21 protein-coding genes are annotated in these 21,730 nt (G+C 67.1%); 14 read left to right on the top strand and 7 right to left on the bottom strand.

What is annotated here, in order from left to right; translation table 11 throughout:
- Window positions 1-5 precede the first annotated feature (5 nt).
- Entirely contained in the window at window positions 6-1,223 is a 1,218-nt protein-coding gene (locus tag GBZ48_RS28050) for an efflux RND transporter periplasmic adaptor subunit (RefSeq protein ID WP_174474048.1), read from the bottom strand.
- A gap of 345 nt (window positions 1,224-1,568) precedes the next feature.
- Here GBZ48_RS28050 and GBZ48_RS28045 point away from each other — a divergent pair, with 345 nt between their 5' ends.
- Window positions 1,569-2,672, top strand: coding sequence for a transglycosylase SLT domain-containing protein (locus tag GBZ48_RS28045; RefSeq protein ID WP_343049702.1), 1,104 nt, complete (start codon window positions 1,569-1,571; stop codon window positions 2,670-2,672).
- A 467-nt stretch (window positions 2,673-3,139) separates the two neighbouring features.
- Here GBZ48_RS28045 and guaA read toward each other — a convergent pair whose 3' ends face one another.
- Both guaA and GBZ48_RS28035 read right to left on the bottom strand, forming a co-directional pair.
- On the bottom strand, window positions 3,140-4,708 hold the full coding sequence (gene guaA / locus GBZ48_RS28040) for a glutamine-hydrolyzing GMP synthase (RefSeq protein ID WP_174474047.1): 1,569 nt from the start codon (window positions 4,706-4,708) through the stop codon (window positions 3,140-3,142).
- A gap of 37 nt (window positions 4,709-4,745) precedes the next feature.
- Entirely contained in the window at window positions 4,746-5,324 is a 579-nt protein-coding gene (locus GBZ48_RS28035; protein WP_174474046.1) for a GNAT family N-acetyltransferase, read from the bottom strand.
- A gap of 291 nt (window positions 5,325-5,615) precedes the next feature.
- Here GBZ48_RS28035 and lptG point away from each other — a divergent pair, with 291 nt between their 5' ends.
- From lptG to pdxA, 3 genes are all read left to right on the top strand, one after another.
- Window positions 5,616-6,710 carry an LPS export ABC transporter permease LptG gene (gene lptG / locus GBZ48_RS28030; protein WP_174474045.1) on the top strand — a complete coding sequence of 365 codons (1,095 nt, stop codon included), beginning with the start codon at window positions 5,616-5,618 and terminating at the stop codon, window positions 6,708-6,710.
- Window positions 6,711-6,879: 169 nt separating this feature from the next.
- The gene (locus GBZ48_RS28025; protein ID WP_174474044.1) at window positions 6,880-8,340 is read left to right on the top strand and encodes a peptidylprolyl isomerase; all 1,461 of its coding nucleotides are present in this window, start codon (window positions 6,880-6,882) and stop codon (window positions 8,338-8,340) included.
- A complete protein-coding gene (pdxA, locus tag GBZ48_RS28020; protein ID WP_174474043.1) occupies window positions 8,337-9,365 on the top strand; it encodes a 4-hydroxythreonine-4-phosphate dehydrogenase PdxA in 1,029 nt (342 codons plus the stop codon). Before GBZ48_RS28025 ends, pdxA begins: the two co-directional genes overlap by 4 nt.
- Window positions 9,366-9,472: 107 nt before the next feature.
- On the opposite strand, the gene GBZ48_RS28015 is transcribed toward pdxA, so the two are convergent.
- Window positions 9,473-10,075, bottom strand: coding sequence for a LabA-like NYN domain-containing protein (locus tag GBZ48_RS28015; protein ID WP_174474056.1), 603 nt, complete (start codon window positions 10,073-10,075; stop codon window positions 9,473-9,475).
- Between the two features lie 306 nt (window positions 10,076-10,381).
- On the opposite strand from GBZ48_RS28015, the gene rpoZ reads away from it, so the two are divergent.
- The 8 genes from rpoZ (at window position 10,382) to era (ending at window position 17,678) form a co-directional block, all read left to right on the top strand.
- On the top strand, window positions 10,382-10,816 hold the full coding sequence (rpoZ, locus tag GBZ48_RS28010; protein ID WP_174474042.1) for a DNA-directed RNA polymerase subunit omega: 435 nt from the start codon (window positions 10,382-10,384) through the stop codon (window positions 10,814-10,816).
- 154 nt (window positions 10,817-10,970) lie between these two features.
- A complete protein-coding gene (locus tag GBZ48_RS28005) occupies window positions 10,971-13,130 on the top strand; it encodes a RelA/SpoT family protein (RefSeq protein WP_174474041.1) in 2,160 nt (719 codons plus the stop codon).
- Window positions 13,131-13,202: 72 nt separating this feature from the next.
- The gene (locus GBZ48_RS28000; RefSeq protein WP_174474040.1) at window positions 13,203-13,583 is read left to right on the top strand and encodes a c-type cytochrome; all 381 of its coding nucleotides are present in this window, start codon (window positions 13,203-13,205) and stop codon (window positions 13,581-13,583) included.
- Window positions 13,584-13,761: 178 nt separating this feature from the next.
- Complete coding sequence (locus GBZ48_RS27995) at window positions 13,762-14,511, top strand: pyridoxine 5'-phosphate synthase (RefSeq protein ID WP_174474039.1); 750 nt, start codon at window positions 13,762-13,764, stop codon at window positions 14,509-14,511.
- Window positions 14,508-14,978, top strand: a complete 471-nt coding sequence (gene acpS, locus GBZ48_RS27990; protein ID WP_174474038.1) for a holo-ACP synthase — start codon at window positions 14,508-14,510, stop codon at window positions 14,976-14,978. Before GBZ48_RS27995 ends, acpS begins: the two co-directional genes overlap by 4 nt.
- The gene (lepB, locus tag GBZ48_RS27985; RefSeq protein ID WP_109047425.1) at window positions 14,975-15,742 is read left to right on the top strand and encodes a signal peptidase I; all 768 of its coding nucleotides are present in this window, start codon (window positions 14,975-14,977) and stop codon (window positions 15,740-15,742) included. Before acpS ends, lepB begins: the two co-directional genes overlap by 4 nt.
- Window positions 15,743-16,528, top strand: coding sequence for a ribonuclease III (gene rnc, locus GBZ48_RS27980; protein WP_174474037.1), 786 nt, complete (start codon window positions 15,743-15,745; stop codon window positions 16,526-16,528).
- Between the two features lie 244 nt (window positions 16,529-16,772).
- Window positions 16,773-17,678, top strand: coding sequence for a GTPase Era (gene era, locus GBZ48_RS27975; RefSeq protein ID WP_109490651.1), 906 nt, complete (start codon window positions 16,773-16,775; stop codon window positions 17,676-17,678).
- Between the two features lie 92 nt (window positions 17,679-17,770).
- Here the strand turns inward: era and GBZ48_RS27970 are convergent, their stop codons facing one another.
- Entirely contained in the window at window positions 17,771-18,076 is a 306-nt protein-coding gene (locus tag GBZ48_RS27970; protein WP_174474036.1) for a hypothetical protein, read from the bottom strand.
- Between the two features lie 64 nt (window positions 18,077-18,140).
- Between GBZ48_RS27970 and GBZ48_RS27965 the strand changes: the two genes are divergently transcribed.
- Entirely contained in the window at window positions 18,141-18,386 is a 246-nt protein-coding gene (locus GBZ48_RS27965; RefSeq protein ID WP_174474035.1) for a hypothetical protein, read from the top strand.
- Between the two features lie 185 nt (window positions 18,387-18,571).
- Here the strand turns inward: GBZ48_RS27965 and GBZ48_RS27960 are convergent, their stop codons facing one another.
- A complete protein-coding gene (locus GBZ48_RS27960) occupies window positions 18,572-18,865 on the bottom strand; it encodes a (2Fe-2S)-binding protein (protein WP_174474034.1) in 294 nt (97 codons plus the stop codon).
- Between the two features lie 209 nt (window positions 18,866-19,074).
- Here GBZ48_RS27960 and GBZ48_RS27955 point away from each other — a divergent pair, with 209 nt between their 5' ends.
- Window positions 19,075-20,058 carry an SAM-dependent methyltransferase gene (locus GBZ48_RS27955; protein ID WP_246307513.1) on the top strand — a complete coding sequence of 328 codons (984 nt, stop codon included), beginning with the start codon at window positions 19,075-19,077 and terminating at the stop codon, window positions 20,056-20,058.
- 40 nt (window positions 20,059-20,098) lie between these two features.
- On the opposite strand, the gene GBZ48_RS27950 is transcribed toward GBZ48_RS27955, so the two are convergent.
- Window positions 20,099-21,679, bottom strand: a complete 1,581-nt coding sequence (locus tag GBZ48_RS27950) for a matrixin family metalloprotease (RefSeq protein WP_174474033.1) — start codon at window positions 21,677-21,679, stop codon at window positions 20,099-20,101.
- Window positions 21,680-21,730 lie beyond the last annotated feature (51 nt).

The raw sequence follows: 21,730 nt of genomic DNA, 5'->3' as shown, positions 1-21,730 counted from the left end.
CCGGGTCAGGTGCCGGTCATCGAGACGCTGCGTCCGGCGGTCAGGCCGGGCAGGTTGCCGGTGACGACGCGGTCGCCCGGCGCCAGGCCCTCCACCTGCACCAGATCGCCGCGCGCCCACAGCGCCACCCGCGTGACCGGGCGGCGCACGGTATGGCCGTCCGCAATCGCGAGGACGAAGTCGCCCTGCTCGTCATGGCGGACGGCGACCGGCGGCACGGCGATGGCGCCCGCCGCCTGCGCCACCAGAACCTCGCCGCTGGCGAACATGCCGCCGCGCAGCGCGCCGTCGCGATTGTCGATGGTCACATAGACCGGGATGGCGCGCGATCCCGCGCGTGCCATCGGGTTGATGCGGGCGACGCTGCCGGCGAACTCCCGCTCGCCGAAGCCTTCGACCCGCAGGCTGGCGGTCTGGCCGACGGCGAGTCGGGCCACCTGCTCCGCCGGGACGGTCGCCTCGACCTCGACCCGCGACAGGTCGACCACTGTGAACATGGCGGCGTTCACCGCCAGATTTTCCCCCGGATTGACGGAGCGGGTGGCGACCATGCCGTCGATGGGGCTGAGTACCACCGCGTCGCGCAGGGCCTTGCGCGCCAGTTCGACCTGCGCCGCCAGCGCATCGACCTGGGCGCGCTGGAAGCCGAAGCTGCTTTCGGCCTGATCCAGGCTGGTGTCCGAGACGATGTTGCTGCGGTTCAGCGTGCGGTTCTTGGTCAGCGTCTTTTCGGCCAGCACCAGCTGGGCCCGGGCGCCCTCCAGATTGGCCTGCTTCTCGTTCAGGCGGGCGGTCAGCTCCACCGTGTCGAAGCGGGCCAGCACGTCGCCGCGGCGGACCGCCTGACCCTCGCGCACCGAAACCTCGGCCAGCCGTGCGGCGACCTCGGCCTTCACCGCCGACTGTTCCATCGGCGAGACCGAGCCGCTGAGCCGGACCGTCTCCGTCAGCGCGCGCGGGGCGACCGCCGTGACCTCCAGCGCGGTCAACTCGACCGGCCGATCCGCCACCGGTCCGACGGGGATGGGGGAGGGGGCTGGATTGCGGGCTCGCCACAGGGCGATGCCACCGCCCGCCATGAGAAGAACCAGCAGGAGCGCCAGCAGCCGGCCGAACCGACGGGGCTTGCGGGGCGGGGCGTCTTCCTGCGGCGCGGGCCGCCCAGGTTGCAGCTGCTGCGGCGGCTGCGGGGCCGGTGGGAAGGTCCGTTGAGGGGCGGTCATGATCGTCGATCCAGTTCGGCCGGGCCTGTCCGATCGGAGCGGCGTCGGTTGAGGGGGCGGCCGGCGCCCTCCATTAGGGGTGGCGTGGATGTTCCGTCAAGGTTCCCGTTGTCGCGCCTTGTGACTGCGTGGTGATGTCCGGATGGAGAGAGAAGATTGGCATAGGGACATTTGCCCAAAATCCTAATTGCCGACCTCTTCACAAGGGATAAATCGGGCATTTTTGAGGCATCTTCGGGACAGGATTCAAGAAACGGCCGTGATGTCGCTTGACAGGCGTGGGCTATACATTGAAAAGCGATCCATCTTTTGTCCCGCCTGCGCCAACAGCACGGAAATCCCCTCGTGGTCAAACGAAACCTCGCGACGATCCACGCCGCCGGAGCACTGCTGTGCCTTGCCCTCGGTCTGGCCGGCTGCGCCTCCGACGCGCCGCAGGTGCAGACGGCTCCGCCGGTCGAATCCGCTGCCTATGTCCCGGATCCGAACGATCCGCTGTCCCGCTGGGTCCCGCACATCCGCGAGGCCTCCCAGCGGTACGACATGCCGGAGAAATGGATCCGCGCGGTGATGATGCGCGAGAGCAATGGCCGGGCGACGACCAACAGCGGCAAGGTTCTGACCAGCTCCGCCGGGGCCATCGGCCTGATGCAGGTGATGCCCGGCACCTATGAGCTGATGCGGGCGAAATATGGGCTGGGGTCCGATCCATCCGACCCGCACGAGAACATCATGGCCGGCACCGCGTATCTGCGCGAGATGTACGACCTGTTCGGCGCCCCCGGTTTCCTCGCCGCCTACAATTGCGGCCCGGCCTGCTATGCGCAGCATCTGGCCGGCAAGCAGCGGCTGCCGCGCGAGACGAAGATGTATCTGGCGGCGCTGACCCCGGTGCTGCGCGGCACCGGCCCGCGCGAACCGTCGCTGGCGGCCGGCGCCTCGGCCATCGAGATCGCGGTGGTCCCGGACGACGCGCCGAAGCCGCGCAACGGCCAGCCGGCGCCCTCGCAGCGGTCGGAACCGGCGCCGGTCGTCGTCGCCTCCGCCGCCCCCGAAACCCGCGCGCTCGAATCGCGTGCCCCCGAATCCCGTGCCGTCGAGCCGCGGCGGATGGAGCCGCGCCCGGCCGAGCCGAAGATCGCCGAACCGGCCCCGGCCCCGGCTCCGGTGGTCGTGGCGTCGCTGCCCGAGCCGGCGCCAGCTCCAGCCCCGGCTCCTGCCGTCGCTCCGGCCCGGCCGGTGCAGGTCGCCAGCCTCGACCCGGCGCCTGCGACGACGCACCGCGTCAGCCCGCAATTCACCACCCAGGTCGCCGAGGCGCTGCTGCCGCCGCAGTCGGTCGGCAAGGGCGAGCGCGTGGTGATGCGCTTCGTTTCCCAGCGCGCCGACGGCTGCGGCAGCCTCGCTGGCCGCGACCGTGCCTGCGTTGCACTGGCCGACGTGCGTTGACGGGATAAGGCCGCGCGGTCCCGCTTCCCTGCCGTAGGAGAGCAGGACCGTCGCCGTCTTCTTGCGCAGCTTGAACTGAACTATTTTTTGCACCCTTGCGGTTCGATTTGATCCGCATCACTTACGGATCGCCTCGCCACTGGCATAACGGTGAGATGGACCGGTTCGAACACACATCCAGCCCATACCCTCCCTGCACCTGTTGTGGCGAAGAGGTGCTGCTCGGCGAACCCATGTATTGGACGCCGGAGCGTCCGGGCCATGTCTGGCACGACCTCTGCGCACAGAGGGAGGGCCTGCTTCCGGCCAGCCCCAAGCCCGCCCGCGGCAAGCGGCGCGGTCCCAAGACGCAGACAGTAGAGTCACTGTTCTGAGCGACGTCTGAGCAGACAAAAGAAAAGGGGCGGTTTCCCGCCCCTTCGTCTTTCACCGGCGATGCGCTTCCGCCGGCCTCACTCCCACTCGCCTCATTCCCACTCAATGGTCCCCGGCGGCTTCGACGTGATGTCGTAGACCACGCGGTTGACGCCGCGGACCTCGTTGACGATGCGATTGGACACGCGCGCCAGGAAGTCGTGGGGGAAGGGATACCAGTCGGCGGTCATGCCGTCGGTGGAGGTCACCGCGCGCAGAGCCAGCACATGGTCATAAGTGCGGCCGTCGCCCATCACGCCGACGGTGCGGACCGGCAGCAGCACGGCGAAGGCCTGCCAGATCGCGTCGTAGAGGCCGGCGTTGCGGATTTCCTCCAGATAGACCGTGTCGGCCTTGCGCAGGATCTCCAGCTTTTCCGGGGTGATCTCGCCGGGGACGCGGATGGCGAGGCCCGGGCCGGGGAAGGGATGGCGGCCGATGAAGGCCGGCGGCAGGCCGAGTTCGCGGCCCAAGGCGCGGACCTCGTCCTTGAACAGCTCGCGCAGCGGCTCGACCAGCTTGAGCTTCATCCGCTCCGGCAGGCCGCCGACATTGTGGTGCGACTTGATGGTGACCGACGGGCCGCCGGTGAAGGAGACGCTCTCGATCACGTCGGGGTAGAGCGTGCCCTGGGCCAGGAACTCCGCACCGCCGACCTTGGCGCTCTCCTCGTCGAAGACCTCGATGAACAGGCCGCCGATGATCTTGCGCTTCTGTTCCGGATCGGTGACGCCGGCCAGCTTGCTCAGAAACAGGTCGGCCGCCTCGCGGTGGACCAGCGGGATGTTGTAATGGTCGCGGAACAGCCGCACGACCTCTTCCGACTCGCCGGCGCGCATCAGGCCGGTGTCGACGAAGATGCAGGTCAGCTGGTCGCCAATGGCCTCGTGGATCAGCACGGCCGCGACCGACGAATCGACGCCGCCCGACAGGCCGCAGATCACCTTGCCCGTGCCGACCTGGGCGCGGATCTTCTCAATCGCCTGCTGCTTGAAGGCGGCCATCGTCCAGTCGCCCTCGATGCCGGCGACGCGGTGGACGAAGTTCGCCAGCAGCTGGGCGCCGTGCGGGGTGTGGACCACCTCAGGATGGAACTGCACGCCGTACAGGCGGCGCTGGTCGTCGGCGATGGCGGCGAAGGGCGCGCCGTCGCTGACCGCCACGGCGCGGAAGCCGGGCGGCAGCGCGGTGACGCGGTCGCCGTGGCTCATCCACACCTGTTCCTTCGACCCGATGTCCCACAGCCCGTCGAACAGGGCGCAGGGCTCCTTGATCTCGATGAAGGCGCGGCCGAACTCGCGGTGGTCGGATCCGGACACGGTGCCGCCCAGCTGGTGGCACATGGTCTGCTGGCCGTAGCAGATGCCGAGAACCGGAACCTTCAGGTCGAACACCGCCTGCGGCGCGCGGGGGCCGTTCGCCTCGGTGACGGAGGCCGGGCTGCCCGACAGGATGATCGCCTTCGGGTCGTACTCGCGGATGCGCTCGTCGCTCATGCCGAAGGGGTGGATTTCGCAATAGACACCGCTCTCGCGCACACGGCGGGCGATGAGCTGGGTCACCTGCGACCCGAAATCGAGAATGAGAACGCGTTCGGCGGAAAGGGAGGCGGCGCTGGACATCGGCGAATCCTGATGCGTGGGGACTCAAGTCCCCTCACTACCGCACCTCCGGCCCCGCCGACAAGCGTGCAAGCGGCGTCAGGTCGCGCCAGCCATAGGCGATTTCCACAAGATCGCTGCCGGCGAAGCGGATCGGCCGCTCCGCCACCTTGATCCCGCCCAACCTTTCATAGAACCAGCGCGACGGGTTGTCGCGCAGGCACCAGACTGCCGCGGAGCGGATACCGGCGGCCAGGAAACGGTCGGCCATCGCCGCCATCAGCCGTCGGCCGATGCCGTAACCCTTTGCGTCGTCTAGCAAATAAAGCGCGTGGAACTCGCCTGCGTGCCCCTCCACCGTGACCCGGCGCGTGCCGAAGGAGGCGATGCCGACGATGGTGCCGGGACCGGCGATCCGGCCGGTGACATCCACCGCGACGAAGGCGCCCTGGCCGGGGCCGCGCGTCTCGGCGATGGCTGCCCAGCGCTGGGCGGCTGCCGGTTCCGACAGGTTGACCAGGAACTGCGCCGGGATCAGCCCGGGATAGGTGGAGCGCCAGCTTTGCACATGGACGCGGGCCATGCCGGCGGCGTCCGACCCGCGCGCATGGCGGATTGCGACCGTGGTGTCCGTCATCGACCGACCCTCCCGTGCAGCCTCTCCCCAACAGTTTGGAGTGCCGGCGCAGGAAGTCCAGACGGAAAAGGAGGGAGACGCACGACACCGTCGATAGGCTTGCGGGCGCCCGGTTGCGGCACCCGCCTCGGCTTCGGCCTCGGCTTCGGTTGTCATCGCGGCGCAACAGAGGTAAACAGCGGGACTTGTTCCGGCGGGGGCCTGCACCGATCCTTATCGGTCGGGACCGCGCCAGCCCGTCCCAGGCGCCATGGCGGCGCTGCGGGCGGGGCTCCGGAGACCGGACACCGCATGTATTCCTCGCCTACGCTTTCCCGCTACATCGGGCGGCAGTTCGTCGTGTGGTTCTGCCTGCTGATGGTGATCCTGCTCGCCATCGTGCTGCTGCTGGACACGGTGGAGCTTCTGCGCCGCGCCGGCACCAAGCCCCACGTCACCTTCGGGCTGGTGGTGGAGATGGCGCTGCTGAAGCTGCCGGAGATCGGGCAGCAGATCTTCCCCTTTGTCGTCCTGTTCGCGGGCATGTTCACCTTCTGGCGGCTGACGCGCAGCGCCGAGCTGGTGGTTGCCCGCGCGGTCGGCGTGTCGGCGTGGCAGTTCCTGATGCCGGTGATGTTCGCCGCCGCCGCCATCGGCGTGGTGAAGGTGACGCTGATCAACCCGGTCGGCGCCGTGTTCATCGCCAAGTACGAGCAGTTGCAGGACCGCTATCTCAAACTCCAGTCCAGCACGCTGAACATCTCGCGCTCCGGCCTGTGGCTGCGTCAGACCAACGAGAATGAGCAGTTCTTCATCCATTCGGAGCTGGTGAACCCGGTGACCTTCGAGCTGTCGAACGTCATCGTCTTCCTGTTCGACGCCGACCAGAACTATCTGGGCCGCGTCGATGCGCCCAGCGCCGTGCTGAAGGACCGCAAGTGGGAATTGCAGGAAGCGATCCTGAACCGGGCCAAGAAGGACCCGGAGAAGCTGGACAGCTACACCATCCCGACCGAACTGGACATGGCGACCATCGAGGAGAGCTTCGCCCCGCCGGAGACCATCTCCTTCTGGGAGCTGCCGCGCTTCATCCACACGCTGGAGACCACAGGCTTCCCGGCCGTGCGCCACCGGCTGCATTACCAGTCGCTGCTGGCCCAGCCCTTCCTGTTCCTGGCGATGGTGCTGTTCGCCGCCGCCTTCTCGCTGCGTCTGCCGCGCCGCGGCGGCACCATGGCGATGGTCACCGGCGGCGTGCTGACCGGCTTCGTGCTGTTCGTGATGACCGACGTGGTCCGCACCTTCGGCATGTCGGAAACCATACCCATCATCATGGCCGCCTGGAGTCCCGCCGGCATCAGCCTGCTGCTGGGCATCGCCGCCCTTCTGCATCTGGAAGACGGTTGATAGGAGGGCTCCCTTGGGTGGGACCTTTCGCCGCAAAGCGGGCGGTTATCGCCATCGGTCATAATTCCGCCCACTTGGTTTAGCACTGGATTGCAGGGGCCGATTCCGTTTGCCAGGGGCACCGGCCCCACCGTAATAACGGGCGACCCGTTTTTGGAGCTTGAGCAGCATGTCGAGTTTGCGAGCCGTCCGGACCACCGTCGCCGTGGCGACCGCCTGTGCGCTTCTGGCCATGCCCGCCGTGGCGCAGTCCAGCAAGGCTGCCGCCGGCGCCGCCGCGCCGCGGACGGGGGACGAGAGCACGCGTCAGGCCCGCGCGCCGGGGTCGGAAGGCATCGCTGCGGTGGTGAATGACGAGGTCGTTTCGGTTTCGGACGTCAATGCCCGCATCCGCATGGCGCTGCTGAACGCTGGCGCCGCCGCCAACCCGGAGACGACCCAGCGGCTGATGCCGCAGGTGATGCGCCTGCTGATCGACGAGCGCCTGCAGATGCAGGAGGCCAAGCGCCAGGGCGTCACCGTGTCGGCGTCGGAGATCGAGGACGCCGTCAAGCGCATCGCCGAGCAGAACCGGATGAACGGCCAGCAGCTTCAGGAGATGCTGAAGCGCCAGAACGTGCCCTATTCCACCCTGAAGGACCAGATCCGTGCCCTGCTCGCCTGGCAGAAGGTGATGCAGCGCCGCATCCGCCAGGAGGTCGTGGTCGGCGAGGACGAGGTCGACGCCGCGATGGAGCGGTTGAAGGCCAACATCGGCAAGCCCGAATATCTGGTCGCCGAGATCTTCCTGGCGGTGGACAGCCCCGACCAGGACGACGAGGTGCGCCGCAATGCCGAGCGTCTGGTGGAGGAGGTGAAGCGCGGCGGCAATTTCGCAGCGCTTGCCCGCCAGTTCTCGCAATCCGCCGGTGCCGCGTCGGGCGGCGACCTGGGCTGGGTGCGCAGCGGCGAGCTGTCGCCGGAGGTGGACAAGGCGCTGTCGGGCATGCGCGGCGGCCAGCTGTCGGCGCCGGTCCGCACGGCGACCGGCTACCACATCCTGCTGGTGCGCGGTCAGCGGCCGTTCGGCAGCAGCGGCGGCGAGGTGCCGATGCCGGTCGCCCGGCCGGCCGCACCCCGTCCGCAACCGCGGCCGGACGTGGCCAAGGCCACGGTCAACATGAAGCAGATCATTCTCCCGATCGAGTCCAAGGAGCAGGCCAAGTCCGTCAAGGAACAGGCTGAAAAGCTGCGCAAGTCGATCAAGAGCTGCTCCGATTTCCAGGCCCGCGCCAGGGAGACCGGCATGCCAGAATCGGGCGATATGGGCACCATGCGGGTCAAGGACATGGCCCCCGGCCTGCAGAACCTCGCGCTCGGCATCCCGCTCGGCCAGGCCAGCCCGGTGCTGATGAGCCCGGCCGCCGCGGTGATCCTGATCGTCTGCAAGCGCGACATGCCGATGATCCAGCCGCCGCCGGAAGCCCAGCCGGCCCCGCCGCCGCCGCCGGCCCCGACTCCCATCCAGGAGGCCAAGCTGCCCGGCCGCGAAGAGATCGAGCGCGAACTGGTCAGCGAACGGGCGGAGCTGCTGTCGCGCCGTTATCTGCGTGACCTGCGCCGCACCGCCTTCATCGAGACCCGCCTGTGACCGCCGCCCCGCCGAACGACCTGCCGCTGGCCCTGACCATGGGGGAGCCGGCCGGTGTCGGCGGGGAGATCGGCTTGAAAGCGTGGCTGGCCCGCGACGAGGCCGGCCTGCGACCCTTCGTCATTCTGGACGACCCCGCGAGGCTGGCCGCGCTGGCAGCCTCAATCGGACTGCCGGTTCCGGTGCAGGCCGTCACGTCTCCGCAGGAGGGGGCGGCGCTGTTCGGCCGCGCCCTGCCGGTCCTGCCGGTGACGCTCGGCAACCCGGTTGTCGCCGGCCGGCCCGATCCGGCCAACGGTGCCGCAGTGATCGCCAGCATCGACCGTGCCGTGGCGCTGGTGCAGGGTGGGCAGGCCGCGGCCGTGGTCACCAACCCGATCCAGAAATCGTCGCTCTATGCCGCCGGTTTCCGCCATCCCGGCCATACCGAATATCTGGCCCACCTCGCCGGACTGACCGACGAACCGATCATGATGCTGGCCGCGGCCGATCTTCGGGTGGTGCCGGTGACCATCCACGTGTCGGTGCGCGACGCGGTGAACCAGCTGACCACCGAAGCCATCGTCCATGCCGGCCGGGTCACCGCGGCGTCGCTGGCACGCAACTTCGGCATCGACCGGCCGCGGCTGGCAGTCGCCGGCCTGAACCCGCATGCGGGGGAGGGTGGGGCGATGGGGCGCGAGGAGATCGACATCATCGAGCCCGCCATCGCGACGCTGCGCGCCGACGGCATCGATGTGTCCGGGCCGCGCCCGCCCGACACCATGTTCCATGCCGCCGCGCGGCGCGGTTATGACGCGGCGCTGTGCATGTACCACGATCAGGCGCTGATCCCGGTGAAGACGGTGGACTTCGACAGCGGCGTGAACATCACGCTGGGCCTGCCCTTCGTCCGCACCTCTCCCGACCATGGGACGGCGCTGGACATTGCGGGCACCGGCAAGGCCAACGCGACCAGCCTGATCGCGGCGCTGAAGACGGCCGACCGGATGGCGCGGAACCGGCAACGGACAGCCGGTTTTTAAGGCCGGAATACGGAAGTCCCCGAACGAAAAAGGAGCGCCGGGTGCGCTCCTTTTTTCATGCCGTCTGCTTTCGCTGGTTTCGGGCCGCTGCTTTCCGGCCCGTGACGTCAGCCCCGGTCGTCGGGGTCGTACATGGTCGGGCCGCCCTGCTGGTCGTGGTGGGAGGGGGCCTGATCGCGGTGATGATGGGTGCGGGCGATGAAGGGCGCCAGCTCCTGCAACTCGATGAAATTGTCGGCCTGCCGGCGCAACTCGTCGGCGACCATCGGCGGCTGCGAGCGGACGGTGCTGACGACGCTGAAGCGGACGCCCTTGCGCTGCACGGCCTCCACCAGCCGGCGGAAGTCGCCGTCACCGGAGAACAGCAGGATGTGGTCGACATGATCGGCCATCTCCATCACGTCGATGGCCAGCTCTATGTCCATGTTGCCCTTGATCTTGCGCCGGCCCGACGCGTCGGTGAACTCCTTGGTCGGCTTGGTCACCATGGTGTAGCCGTTGTAGTCCAGCCAATCGACCAGCGGGCGGATCGGGGAGTATTCCTGATCTTCGACGAGGGCGGTGTAATAGAAGGCGCGCACAAGCCTGCCTTCCCCGGCGAAGCCGTCACGCAACCTTTTGTAATCAATATCGAAGCCAAGTGAACGTGCTGCGGCGTAGAGGTTGGCGCCGTCGATAAAAAGTGCGAGACGTTCTTCTTTGTAAAACAACTTGCTGACATCACGCGGCAAAGTCGAATTGCGGTCCAATGCCTGGATCCTTCCATCGCTGCTTGTTGAAAATGTATTGGAACATGCGCAAAAGCTCGCGTTCCAATTTTGAAATCTAGTGTATTGTGGGCAAACATACAAGAGGCAGGGATTGCCTTCTATTTTCAGGCCTCAGGCAGGATGGATATTGAGCTTGGACGGGGGTGTTCCCCCGACGCAATGCAGCAGCGCTGTCGTTCGCGCTTGCACCTATCGGGCCACATCCATATAGTCTAGAGCCTCCTATGAATCCGGAGTTCGTCTGGCATGGCCCGCGTTACCGTTGAAGATTGCGTCCTGAAGGTTCCGAACCGTTTCGAGCTGGTCATGATGGCTGCCCAGCGCGCCCGCGAAGTCGCGAGCGGCGCCCCGCTGTCGATCGACCGCGACAACGACAAGAATCCGGTCGTGGCGCTCCGCGAGATCGCGGACGAGACGGTGTCGCTGGAGTATCTGAAGAACGCCCTGATCAAGGGCCACCAGAAGCATGTCGAACCGGACGAGCCCGAGGAAGAGATCGTTGAGCTGATGGCCGGCGAGAATGATTGGGCCGCCCGCGGCAACAACTCGCTGGGCGACGAAGACGGCATGAGCGAGAGCGACGGCGAAGAGTTGACCGAGGATGACGACGTCGCCGCCGACATGGATGCGGAGCCGGGCGCCGGTTTCGCCATGACCGAGGATCCCGACGGAGACCTCTGATTCTGGACAACGACCGCAGGACCAGGAGGGGGTGCAACGCCCCCTCGCCGAACAAAAAACAGGAGAGCGTCCAGCTCTCCTTCGGTTCGTACAGGACCGCCCTGAGAAACGTCACAAACACATTTGAGGCGCCGCGTGCGCCGGGTCGGGCCGCATGATCCGGCAGTACGAGCTTGTCGAGCGCGTCAAGGCGTATGATCCCTCCGCCGACGAGGATCTCCTCAACCGCGCCTACGTCTTCTCGATGAAGGCGCACGGGTCGCAGACGCGTGCGTCCGGCGATCCCTACTTCCTCCACCCGCTGGAGGTCGCCGGCATCCTCACCCAGATGAAGCTGGACGCCGGCACCATCGCCACGGCGCTGCTTCACGACACGGTGGAGGACACCGTCGCCACGCTCGAAGACATCGAGCGGGTTTTCGGCAAGGAAATCGCGCGTCTGGTCGACGGCGTCACCAAGCTGTCGCGGCTGGAACTGAACAGCGAGCAGGCCAAGCAGGCGGAGAATTTCCGCAAGCTGGTCATCGCCATGTCGGAGGACATCCGCGTCCTTCTGGTGAAGCTGGCCGACCGGCTTCACAACATGCGCACGCTGTTCCACCTGAAGAAGCCGGAAAAGCGCCGCCGCATCGCCCGCGAAACCATCGAGATCTACTCGCCCTTGGCCGAACGCATCGGCATGCACAAGATCAAGGACGAGCTGGACGATCTTGCCTTCGCCGAACTGAACCCCGACGCGCGCGACAGCATTCTGGCCCAGCTGGCCCGCCTGCGCAGCGAGGGCGAAAACCGCGTCCAGACCATCATCACCGAACTGCGCGAGCTGTTGGCCTCCGAAGGGCTGCCCGACGTGTCGGTGTCGGGGCGCGAGAAGTCGGCCTATTCGATCTGGCGCAAGCTGCAGCGCAAGAATGTCAGCTTCGAGCAGCTGTCCGACATCATGGCCTTCCGCATCACGGTCGGCTCGGTCGGTGAATGCTATCAGGCGCTGGGCATCGTGCACGCCCATTATCCAGTCGTGCCCGGGCGCTTCAAGGACTACATCTCCACGCCCAAGCCCAACGGCTACCGCAGCCTGCACACCGGCGTGATCGGTCCCGGCCGCAACCGGATCGAGGTGCAGATCCGCACCCAGGACATGCACGAAATCGCCGAGCTGGGCGTGGCCGCCCACTGGGCCTACAAGCAGGACCACCAGCCGCGCCCGAACGGCGGCGAGTACCGCTGGCTGCGCGAGCTGCTGGACATCCTGGAGCATGCGCAGAAGCCGGAAGAGTTCCTGGAGCACACCAAGCTGGAGCTGTTCCAGGACCAGGTGTTCTGCTTCACGCCGAAGGGCGACCTGATCGCACTGCCGCGCGGGGCGACGCCGGTCGACTTCGCCTATGCCGTCCACTCGCAGGTCGGCGACCATTGCGTCGGCGCGAAGATCAACGGCCGCATGCTGCCGCTGCGCACCCAGCTGCAGAACGGCGATCAGGTCGATATCGTCACCTCCAAGGCGCAGACGCCGGTTCCGGGCTGGGAACGCTTCGTCGTCACCGGCAAGGCGCGCGCCCGCATCCGCAAGTTCCTGCGCACCCAGCAGCGCGCCCAGTATATGGAACTGGGCCGCGGCATGCTGATGCGGCAGTTCAAGTCGGAAGGCTACGAGTTCACCGAAAAGGCGCTGGAAGCCGCCACCAAGATCTTCCAGCAGCCGACGGTGGACGATCTGATGGCCGGTGTCGGCTCCGGCCTGCATTCGGTCCGCGAAGTCTTCCACGCCGTCTTCCCCGGCCACAAGGCCCAGACCGCTCCCGCCGTCCGCGAGCTGGAAGAGAGCGTGCCGAAGCCCAAGGCCAAGGCCCGCAAGGAATCGGCGCTGCCGATCCGCGGGCTGATCCCGGGCATGGCTGTCCATTACGCCCGCTGCTGCCACCCGCTGCCGGGTGACCGCATCGTCGGCATCGTCACCACCGGCAAGGGTGTGACGATCCACACCATCGACTGCGAGACGCTGGAAAGCTTCCATGAATCGCCGGAACGCTGGATCGACGTGTCGTGGGAGACCGGCCCGGATTCGCCGGAGGAGCATGTCGGCCGCATCAGCGTCGTCATCGCCAACGAACAGGGCTCGCTCGGCACGCTGTTCACGGTGATCGGCAAGAACCAGGGCAACGTCATCCATCAGAAGATCACGAACCGCAGCACCGATTATTTCGAGCTGCTGATCGACATCGACGTGAAGGATGCCAAGCACCTGACCAACATCATGGCCGCCCTGCGCGCCACCCCGGCCATCCATTCGGTGGAGCGGGCGCGGGGGCGGTGACGCTCCCGCCGGCACGGAATAGCTTCGCAACACAAAGACGCACCATGAAGGTGCGCGATGGGAGAACAGGACATGCGGCTCGGTAAGCTGCTCCTGCCGGTTTCGGTTGCTGCCTTATGCCTGACGTCCCTTCATGGTGCCCGCGCGGACAATGGGGAAAAGTTGTTCGTGGAGAGATGCGCCATGTGCCACGGGGCGGATGCGAAGGGCTCGGGCCCGCTGGCGCACAAGAGCACCCCTCCGACTCCCGATCTGACGACGCCGGCCTTCCGGAAGCGCTTGGCGGACTATCCCGGCGTCATCGTGTCGTCGATCATACTGCGGCCAAACGGGGACCTGATCCCGAAGACACTGAAGGAAAACGGCTACCGGCTCCCGCCGCACGCCTGGACCGTCAAGGATTTCCGCGATCTGAACGACTACATGAACGGCCTGATCCACAGGTCGAAATGAGGAAAATCCGCCGGGATCGCCGATCCGGCCATTCGGCCGGGCGGGTGCCGGGACGGTAAATTCCCTGTCATCCGCGATTGCCTCGGTCGGTTCGGCGTGACGGATGGCGGACGCACCGCTATATAGACGGAATCGCCCCCGCCCGTTCCGGCGGGCGGCGGCGCTTTGGAGTCCTTGCATGTCCCGTATTCTCCGCCTCGGCGTGAACATCGACCATGTGGCGACCGTCCGCAATGCACGCGGCGGGGCGCATCCCGATCCGGTGCGTGCGGCGAAGCTGGCCATCGAGGCCGGGGCCGACGGGATCACCGCCCATCTGCGCGAGGACCGCCGCCACATCGTGGATCGCGACATCGAGCGGCTGATGGCCGAGATCGACCGTCCGCTGAACTTCGAGATGGCGGCGACCGACGAGATGCTGGGCATCGCCCTGCGCCACAAGCCGCACGCCGCCTGTCTCGTCCCGGAAAAGCGCACCGAGGTGACGACCGAAGGCGGGCTGGACGTGATCGGCCAGTACGACCATCTGGTCCGCCCGGTCGGCGAGCTGGGTGCCGCCGGCATCCGCGTCTCGCTGTTCATCGATCCGGAACCGGCGCAGCTCGACGCCGCCAAGCGCCTCGGCGCCCCGGTGGTGGAACTGCACACCGGCGCCTATTGCGATGCCCACAGCCCGGCGGAGCGCGAGGCGGAACTGGCGCGCATCGTCCGCGCCGCCGCCCATGCCGAGGCGATCGGGCTGGAATGCCATGCCGGCCATGGCCTGAGCTACGACACCGTCGGCCCCGTGGCGGCGATCCAGACCATCGTCGAGCTGAACATCGGCCATTTCCTGATCGGCGAGGCGATCTTCGTCGGCCTGACCAACTCCATCGCGCGCATGCGCAAGGCCATGGACAGGGCGCGGGCCGCCGGAATGCGGGCATGACGATGTCCGGCACCATCCTCGGCATCGGCAACGACCTGATCGACATCCGGCGGGTCGAGAAGTCGCTGGAGCGCTTCGGACAGCGTTTCATCGACCGCATCTTCACCGATGTCGAGCAGGCCAAGTCCGAACGCCGCGCCGGCTCCGCCGCGAAGAACAACGCGCGGGCCTCCACCTACGCCAAGCGTTTCGCCGCCAAGGAGGCCTGTTCCAAGGCGCTGGGCACCGGTTTCCGCGACGGGGTGTTCTGGCGCGACATGGGGGTGGTCAACCTGCCGTCCGGCCAGCCGACGATGCGGCTGACCGGCGGTGCGCTGGCCCGGCTGGAGGCGATAACGCCGCCGGGCATGCGCGCGAAAATCCATGTGACGCTGACCGACGAATACCCGATGGCGGAAGCGTTCGTCGTCATCAGCGCCGAGCCTATCCAGCCCGAAACGCCCACCGAAACGGCGACCCCAGAATGACCTTTCAGAAAGAAACGGCGCCCACCGCCAAAGCCAAGGAATCCGGGTTCGCCGAAACCGTCAAGACGGTGATCTTCGCCGTGCTGATCGCCTTCGGCGTGCGGACCTTCGCCTTCGAGCCGTTCAACATCCCGTCGGGGTCGATGATCCCGACGCTGCTGATCGGCGATTACCTGTTCGTGTCGAAGTTCAGCTACGGCTACAGCAAATACACCGTCGGCTTCGGCCTGCCGCTGTTCGAGGGCCGCATCCTCGGCTCCGAGCCGGAGCGGGGCGATGTGGCGGTGTTCAAGCTGCCGCGCGACAACAAGACCGACTACATCAAGCGGGTGATCGGCCTGCCGGGCGACACCGTCCAGATGATCGGCGGTATCCTGCACATCAACGGCCAGCCGGTGAAGCGGGAGCGGATCGAGGATTACGTGACCACGGACTCGCTGGGCCGCAGCATCCGCACGGCGCAGTTCATCGAAACGCTGCCCAACGGCCGCACCCACCGCATCATCGAGGAATCGGACAACGGTCCGCTCGACAACACGCCGGTGTTCAAGGTGCCGCCCGGCCATCTCTTCATGATGGGCGACAACCGCGACAACTCGCTCGACAGCCGCGTGCCGTCGCAGGTCGGGTTCGTCCCCATCGAAAACATGGTCGGCCGCGCCGAATTCCTGTTCTTCTCGCTCGACGAGGGCACGCGGTTCTACGAAATCTGGCGCTGGCCGGTCGACCTGCGCTTCAGCCGTCTGTTCAACGGAGTCCGGTAAGTGTCCACCGTCACCAAGGCGCCCGCCGATCCGGGCGCCGGCTCCGACATCCAGCCCGATGGCGCCGCCCGGTCCGCGGACGTCGCCAGCCTTGCGCAGGCGCTGGGTTATGAGTTTTCCGACCCGTCGCTCCTGCACGATGCCGTCACCCACCCCAGCCTGATGGGGCTGGAGCGGACCGGCCGCAAGGGGCACAAGGGGCCGGGCATCGCCTATGAGCGGCTGGAGTTCCTGGGCGACCGCGTCGTCGGGCTGGTCGTCGCGCAATGGCTGCTGGAACGCTATCCGAACGAGCGCGAGGGTGCGCTGGCCAAGCGGCACGCCGCGCTGGTGCGCCGGGAATCGCTGGGCCGCGTCGCCGACGCCATCGGGCTGGGCGCCTATCTGCGCCTGTCGCCGGCGGAAGCGCAGAGCGGCGGGCGGGAGAACCGCACCATCCTGGGCGACGCCTGCGAGGCGGTGCTGGGCGCCATGTATCTCGATGGCGGGCTGGAGCCGGTGACGCGCTTCGTCCGGCAGGCGCTGGCCGGCGAGATCGACAAGGCGACGCCGCCGCCGCTGGACAGCAAGACGACGTTGCAGGAATGGGCGCAGGGGCGCGGCAAACCGCTGCCCCGCTATGAACTGATCGAACGCAGCGGCCCGGCGCACGAGCCGCTGTTCGTGGTTGCGGTGCATGTCGAGGGCATGGATCCGGTCTCCGGCTCCGGTTCCTCCAAGCGCATCGCGGAAAAGAAGGCGGCCAGCGCATTGCTGCGCCAGGTGGGAGTGCAAGTCGATGACTGACGGTCGCGACGACATCGACAAGACGAAGATCCAGCCCGGTTCCGAAGCTGCGGAGCCGACTCCGGAGCCCGTGCCGGACGACGAGGCGCTCGAGGACGCCGACCTTGAGGGTGAGGACGCCGCAGAGGACGCCGAGGAGGGCGACTTCGAGGACGAGGACGGCGAATACGAGGACGACGATTACGAGGATGATGAGGACGCCCCGCGCGGGCAGCCCATCTCCGTCCTGCCCCCTCTGCCGACGATGCCGGACCATCCGCGCTGCGGCTTCATCGCCCTTGTCGGCGCGCCGAACGCCGGCAAGTCGACGCTGCTGAACGCGATGATCGGCAGCAAGGTGTCGATCGTCAGCCCGAAGGTGCAGACCACCCGCACCCGCGTGCTCGGCATCACCATCCAGGGCGATGCCCAGATGATCTTCGTCGACACCCCCGGCATCTTCAAGCCGAAGCGCCGGCTGGACCGCGCCATGGTGGCGGCGGCCTGGCAGGGGGCGGAGGACGCCGACGTGATCGGCGTGCTGTACGACGTGTCGCGCCGCTCCATCGACGAGGACACCCGCAGCATCGTCGCCCGGCTGAAGGAGCAGGGGCGCGAAGCGATCCTGATCCTGAACAAGATCGATCTGGTGAAGCGCGATGTCCTGCTGGGCATCGCCGACGCCTTCCGGCAGGAGGGCATCTTCTCCGACATCTTCATGGTGTCGGCCTTCACCGAGGACGGCGTCGCCCATCTGAAGCAGTTCCTGGCCGACCGTCTGCCGGACGGGCCGTGGCATTTCCCGGAAGACCAGATCTCCGACATGCCGATGCGCCTGCTGGCGGCAGAAATCACCCGCGAGAAGCTGTTCCTCCAGCTTCACCAGGAGCTTCCCTATTCCGCCACGGTCGAGACCGAGGTGTGGGAGGAGTTCGAGGACGGCTCCGTCAAGATCTCGCAGGTCATCTTCGTGCAGCGCGAAAGCCAGAAGGCCATCGTGCTGGGCAAGGGCGGCCAGCGGATCAAGGCGCTGGGGTCCGCCGCGCGGTCCGAGCTGACCCATATGCTGGAACGCCGCGTCCACCTGATCCTGTTCGTGAAGGTGCGCGAAGGCTGGGTCGACGATCCGGAGCGCTACTCGGCCTGGGGCCTCGATTTCGGGGCGTCCTGACGTTGGGGCGTCCTGCCCCATGAGAAAGGCCCTCTCCCGCGGGAGAGGGCCTTTTCATTTGGGGCCGTTCGCAGCCCGGTCAGACGGCGATGTCAGGCGGCGATCAGGCGCAGATGGCCATCGAAATCGTCGAGCGCGCGCATCAGGTCCATCATCGCCTGATCGGCCTGGGCACGGGCGAAGGGCCATGCGTCGTCGTCGGCCAGATGGGCGGCCTCGATGCGGGCGATGGCGCGATTGTTCAGGCCGCGGAGACGGTCGAGCGTGCGTTCCCACGTCTCCCGCCGGTCACTGTCCGCGCGTTCCACCATCGATCGCAGGGTTTCCATGCGGTCGGTGGCGCGCAGCACCAGATCACGGCTCAACGTGTCGAAAGCTTGCCGGTTGCGGCGGCTCATGAAGTGTCCTCCTTTGATCCTCAACCTTTTTTGACTTCCCGGCCGGTCTGGTAAAGATATCCCCATGCCGACACTGCGAAAACGCAACAGAAGCCCAGTCGGCACCGCCCGTTTGGGAGATGTCGCCCGATTTCTGCGGTGCGATTTAGCAGCTGCGGAATACCTGCCTGAATCCAAATCCCGCCGGGCTGCCAAGCCCATCAAGGACAAGGCAAACCCGGTGGCCAAGGAAGTCTTCCCGGTTGGATTGCGTTTCCTCCAGGGCCGGTTTCATCCGGCCCGTTCCTGTTTTTATACGCCGTCATTTTGACGACGTTCTTTTGTTTTGGTGACGCTTTTGTGCCGGAATGCCGGTGCCGGGTCAATCCGCCCAAAAATCATAGTCGGCGCGCAATCTGTCGCAGCCTTAAGGCGAGGTTGTAGACCTGTTATTCAGCAGAAAGTCGGAAGTGGTAGACCCGCCGGGAATGCGGTCCTACACCTGTGTGCGCGTGTTCACTCGGCCGCGATGGCATAGGCGGGAACCGCCTCGGCATTGGCCGGCTCAGGCAAGGCGGAGCCGCAGCAGGGGGCGGCGACCGGCGTCGCCGCAACGGCGGCGGCAGCGGCGGTCTGCTGTGCGACGGTGGCGCGGTGTTCGCTGGCCATGCTGCGCATGGTCGGAACGCATTTGCCGCACTGGACCTGACAATTGTGATGGCGGAACACCGAGGCCGGGGTCGTGGCGCCTTGATCGAGCGCAGCCTTGACCTTCTTATCGTTCAACGCGTGGCAGATGCAGACGTACATAAGCCCTCGGCGAAAGTCGGTTTCGTAAGAGGTGTCCCGAGCCCAGCAATAGCTGAGAGTGAGAATCGTTGTCAATGCCGCTATTGCGAGCCAATCGCATATAAGAAGTTTCGAGACGCTTTGTCACAGCCCCCTTCGCGTCACGCCGAAAGGGGTGTGCTGCATCCTTGCGCTTGCATTCGACGGCCGGCAGCGGTAGCCCCTGGGGCATGGACGACAGCACCCCCAAAACCGCCTCCCCGAACGCCCCCGGCACCGACCCGCAAGCCGGTCCCGGCGCGGTGGTGACCCCGCTTGGCCAGACCGTCTATCTGGCGGCGGACGGCTTCCTTGACGATTTGGTGGCGGAACTGGGGGACGTCGCGTCGGTCGATGGCCGGTTGGTCTTCGTCGACGGCCCGGCCCGGCCCGCGGCCTGGGCGCAGAACATCTGGTACGATCCGGTGCGCATCGAGTTCCCCTCGATCAAGGGCGGGGCGAAGGCTCTGCGCGGCATCCAGCGCAATTGGGCGCTGTGGTCGCAGCGCCATCACCGCCGCGCCGCCCTGATCCAGGAAAACCTGCCACATGTCTCGGCCAAGCCGGTGGTCTTCCCGTCGCCCTTGCCGACGGCGCCGCTGGGGTCCTGGACGCTGGTCGACGAGTCCACCATCATCGCCGCAGCGCACTGTTCCAGCCCCTTCCGCAATGGCGAGGTGACCTTCATCGAGAACCGCACGGCGCCGCCCAACCGGGCCTATCTGAAGCTGTGGGAGGCGCTGACCCTGTTCGGGGAGCAGCCGGGACCGGGCGACCGCTGTCTCGACCTCGGCGCCTGTCCCGGCGGCTGGACCTGGGTGCTGCACGAGCTGGGCGCGTCGGTGGTCAGCGTCGACAAGGCGCCGCTCGATCCGGCCATCGCCGCCCTGCCGCGGGTGGAGATCCGCCAGGAGAGCGCCTTCGGCCTGAAGCCGGCGACGGTCGGCCCGGTCGATTGGCTGTGCTGCGACGTGATCTGCTACCCGACCCGCCTGCTGCGGCTGGTGAAGGAGTGGATGGACAGCGGGCTCGCCAAGCGCTTCGTCTGCACGCTGAAGTTCCAGGCGGAAACCGACCATGAGACCGCCCGCGCCTTCGCGGAGATCCCCGGCGGCCGGGTGCTCCACCTCCACCACAACAAGCACGAGCTGACCTGGATCTGGCCGGCGAAATAAGGGCCGGCCAAACAAGGTTCAAAAAATGGGGGAGGCCGGCTCAGGCCAGCGCCCGCCCCTCGGCATAGCCATAGCTGACATAATGCTGCTTGGCGGCGGTCAGGTTGCCGCCGACGGCACTGCGGACGTCCGGGTTGGCCGCCAGATAGGCGGCGGCGTTGAAGCGGGTCAGCGAACGGCCCTCCAGCCGGCCGCTGACGATGTAATGCAGCTCCACCGCTTCGCGGTTGTCGCCGAAGGCGGCGATCAGGTCGGGGTTGCTGGCCTCATAGGACAGCGTGTCGAACAGGGTGGAACTGCGGCCCTCGCGGTTGCCGGCCTCGATGTAATGGCGGGTGGCGGCGGCGACGTCGCTGCCGAAGCTGTTCAGCAGGTCGCCATAGCCGGCCAGATAATTGTAGGGATCGAAGCCGGTCAGGCTGCGGCCCTCATAGACGCCGGCACCGATGAGATGCTGGGTCGCCGCCGCGACGTTGGTGCCGAGCGCCGCGATCAGGTCGCTGTTGGAGGCGACGTAGCGCAGCGCGTCGAAAGTGCCGGACACCATCGACGACAGGGCGGTGCCGCCGTCGGCGAAGCGCAGATAGTCGATGTTGGTCAGCAGGTCGTTGCCGTCGGCGCCGCTGACGATGTAGCGGCCGGCGTCCAGCTGCTGGACGCGGTACTGGGCGCGGCGGCCGCTGAACACCACGGTGTCGGTGCCGGCGCCGCCGTCAATGACGTTGCCCAGATCGTTGACGGTGAAGCTGTCGTTGCCGCTGCCGCCGGTCGCCAGCTGCACCCTGGTGCCATAGGCCAGCGCCAGGAAGGTGGTGCCGCCGGCGCTGCTGAACTGGCCGCTGCGCAAATCCAGCGACAGGTCGGCCGTCTGGGCGCCGCCATTCAGGCTGTTGTGGCCGGTGGGGTCCCACAGGGTGGTGAAGCTGCCGGTGTTCAGCGTATAGCCGGTGTCGCCGGCCCCGGTCGCCATGTTGGCGCCGTAGAGATACTGGATCGCGGCGATGTCAAAGAGGCTGGGGCCGGTCAGGTAGGTCCCCGACGGCAGCGCGGCGTTCTCGTTGTAGGACATGATGCTGAACGCATAATTGTCCGTCGCCACCGGCAGATAGGGCCCCTCCGTCCCGTCGTCGGTGCCGGCGTTGTAGTTGCCGGGATGCTTCAGCCCCAGCGCATGGCCGATCTCGTGGATGACGGTCATGTAGCTGTAGCTGCCCGACGTCGGGTTGGTGTTCCCGGCGCTGTCGTTGGCCAGGAACACCTGTCCCCCCTGAACGCCGGTGGAGGGATAATAGGCGTAGGCCGCCGACTGACCGCGCTGCCGGTTGGTCCCGAAGGCGACCGCCGCACTCGCCGCGTCGGAAATCTCCACGAAGGTGATGTTGGCGACCGCGCTCCAGGCCGCCAGCGCCTGCCGGACGGCGGCGCGCTGGGCGGTGCTCATGGCGGCGAAGCCGGTGGCGTCGGTGGCGGAGACCTGCCGCGAGCTGGTCAGGAAGCCATAGGTGACGGTGGCGGCTGCGCCGACGGAGCCGCCGTCCAGCACCGTGCCGTTGGCGCCCCAATGCGGCGTCCCGCTGGCGAGCAGGGTGGCGACGGTGTCGGACGGCGCAGACTGGCTCATGGACGCTGGTTCTCGCGGCAAATGGGGATCAGGCGGGGAGGGGGCAAACGG

This window comes from Azospirillum melinis (genome assembly GCF_013340935.1).
GTDB lineage: Bacteria > Pseudomonadota > Alphaproteobacteria > Azospirillales > Azospirillaceae > Azospirillum > Azospirillum melinis.
Note: the sequence above shows the minus strand (reverse complement) of the source record. Positions and strands in the feature narration are given on the sequence as shown.

Excerpts from the sequence above, each read along its gene's own strand:
- GBZ48_RS27970 (WP_174474036.1), bottom strand. The coding sequence starts at position 18,076 with ATGAGCCGCCGCAACCGGCAAGCTTTCGACACGTTGAGCCGTGATCTG.
- acpS (WP_174474038.1), top strand. The coding sequence starts at position 14,508 with ATGACGATGTCCGGCACCATCCTCGGCATCGGCAACGACCTGATCGAC.
- GBZ48_RS27965 (WP_174474035.1), top strand. The coding sequence starts at position 18,141 with ATGCCGACACTGCGAAAACGCAACAGAAGCCCAGTCGGCACCGCCCGT.
- GBZ48_RS27995 (WP_174474039.1), top strand. The coding sequence starts at position 13,762 with ATGTCCCGTATTCTCCGCCTCGGCGTGAACATCGACCATGTGGCGACC.
- GBZ48_RS28025 (WP_174474044.1), top strand. The coding sequence starts at position 6,880 with ATGTCGAGTTTGCGAGCCGTCCGGACCACCGTCGCCGTGGCGACCGCC.
- rpoZ (WP_174474042.1), top strand. The coding sequence starts at position 10,382 with ATGGCCCGCGTTACCGTTGAAGATTGCGTCCTGAAGGTTCCGAACCGT.
- GBZ48_RS28050 (WP_174474048.1), bottom strand. The coding sequence starts at position 1,223 with ATGACCGCCCCTCAACGGACCTTCCCACCGGCCCCGCAGCCGCCGCAG.
- GBZ48_RS27960 (WP_174474034.1), bottom strand. The coding sequence starts at position 18,865 with ATGTACGTCTGCATCTGCCACGCGTTGAACGATAAGAAGGTCAAGGCT.
- lepB (WP_109047425.1), top strand. The coding sequence starts at position 14,975 with ATGACCTTTCAGAAAGAAACGGCGCCCACCGCCAAAGCCAAGGAATCC.
- era (WP_109490651.1), top strand. The coding sequence starts at position 16,773 with ATGCCGGACCATCCGCGCTGCGGCTTCATCGCCCTTGTCGGCGCGCCG.
- GBZ48_RS28005 (WP_174474041.1), top strand. The coding sequence starts at position 10,971 with ATGATCCGGCAGTACGAGCTTGTCGAGCGCGTCAAGGCGTATGATCCC.
- GBZ48_RS27955 (WP_246307513.1), top strand. The coding sequence starts at position 19,075 with ATGGACGACAGCACCCCCAAAACCGCCTCCCCGAACGCCCCCGGCACC.
- guaA (WP_174474047.1), bottom strand. The coding sequence starts at position 4,708 with ATGTCCAGCGCCGCCTCCCTTTCCGCCGAACGCGTTCTCATTCTCGAT.
- GBZ48_RS27950 (WP_174474033.1), bottom strand. The coding sequence starts at position 21,679 with ATGAGCCAGTCTGCGCCGTCCGACACCGTCGCCACCCTGCTCGCCAGC.
- lptG (WP_174474045.1), top strand. The coding sequence starts at position 5,616 with ATGTATTCCTCGCCTACGCTTTCCCGCTACATCGGGCGGCAGTTCGTC.
- GBZ48_RS28035 (WP_174474046.1), bottom strand. The coding sequence starts at position 5,324 with ATGACGGACACCACGGTCGCAATCCGCCATGCGCGCGGGTCGGACGCC.
- GBZ48_RS28000 (WP_174474040.1), top strand. The coding sequence starts at position 13,203 with ATGCGGCTCGGTAAGCTGCTCCTGCCGGTTTCGGTTGCTGCCTTATGC.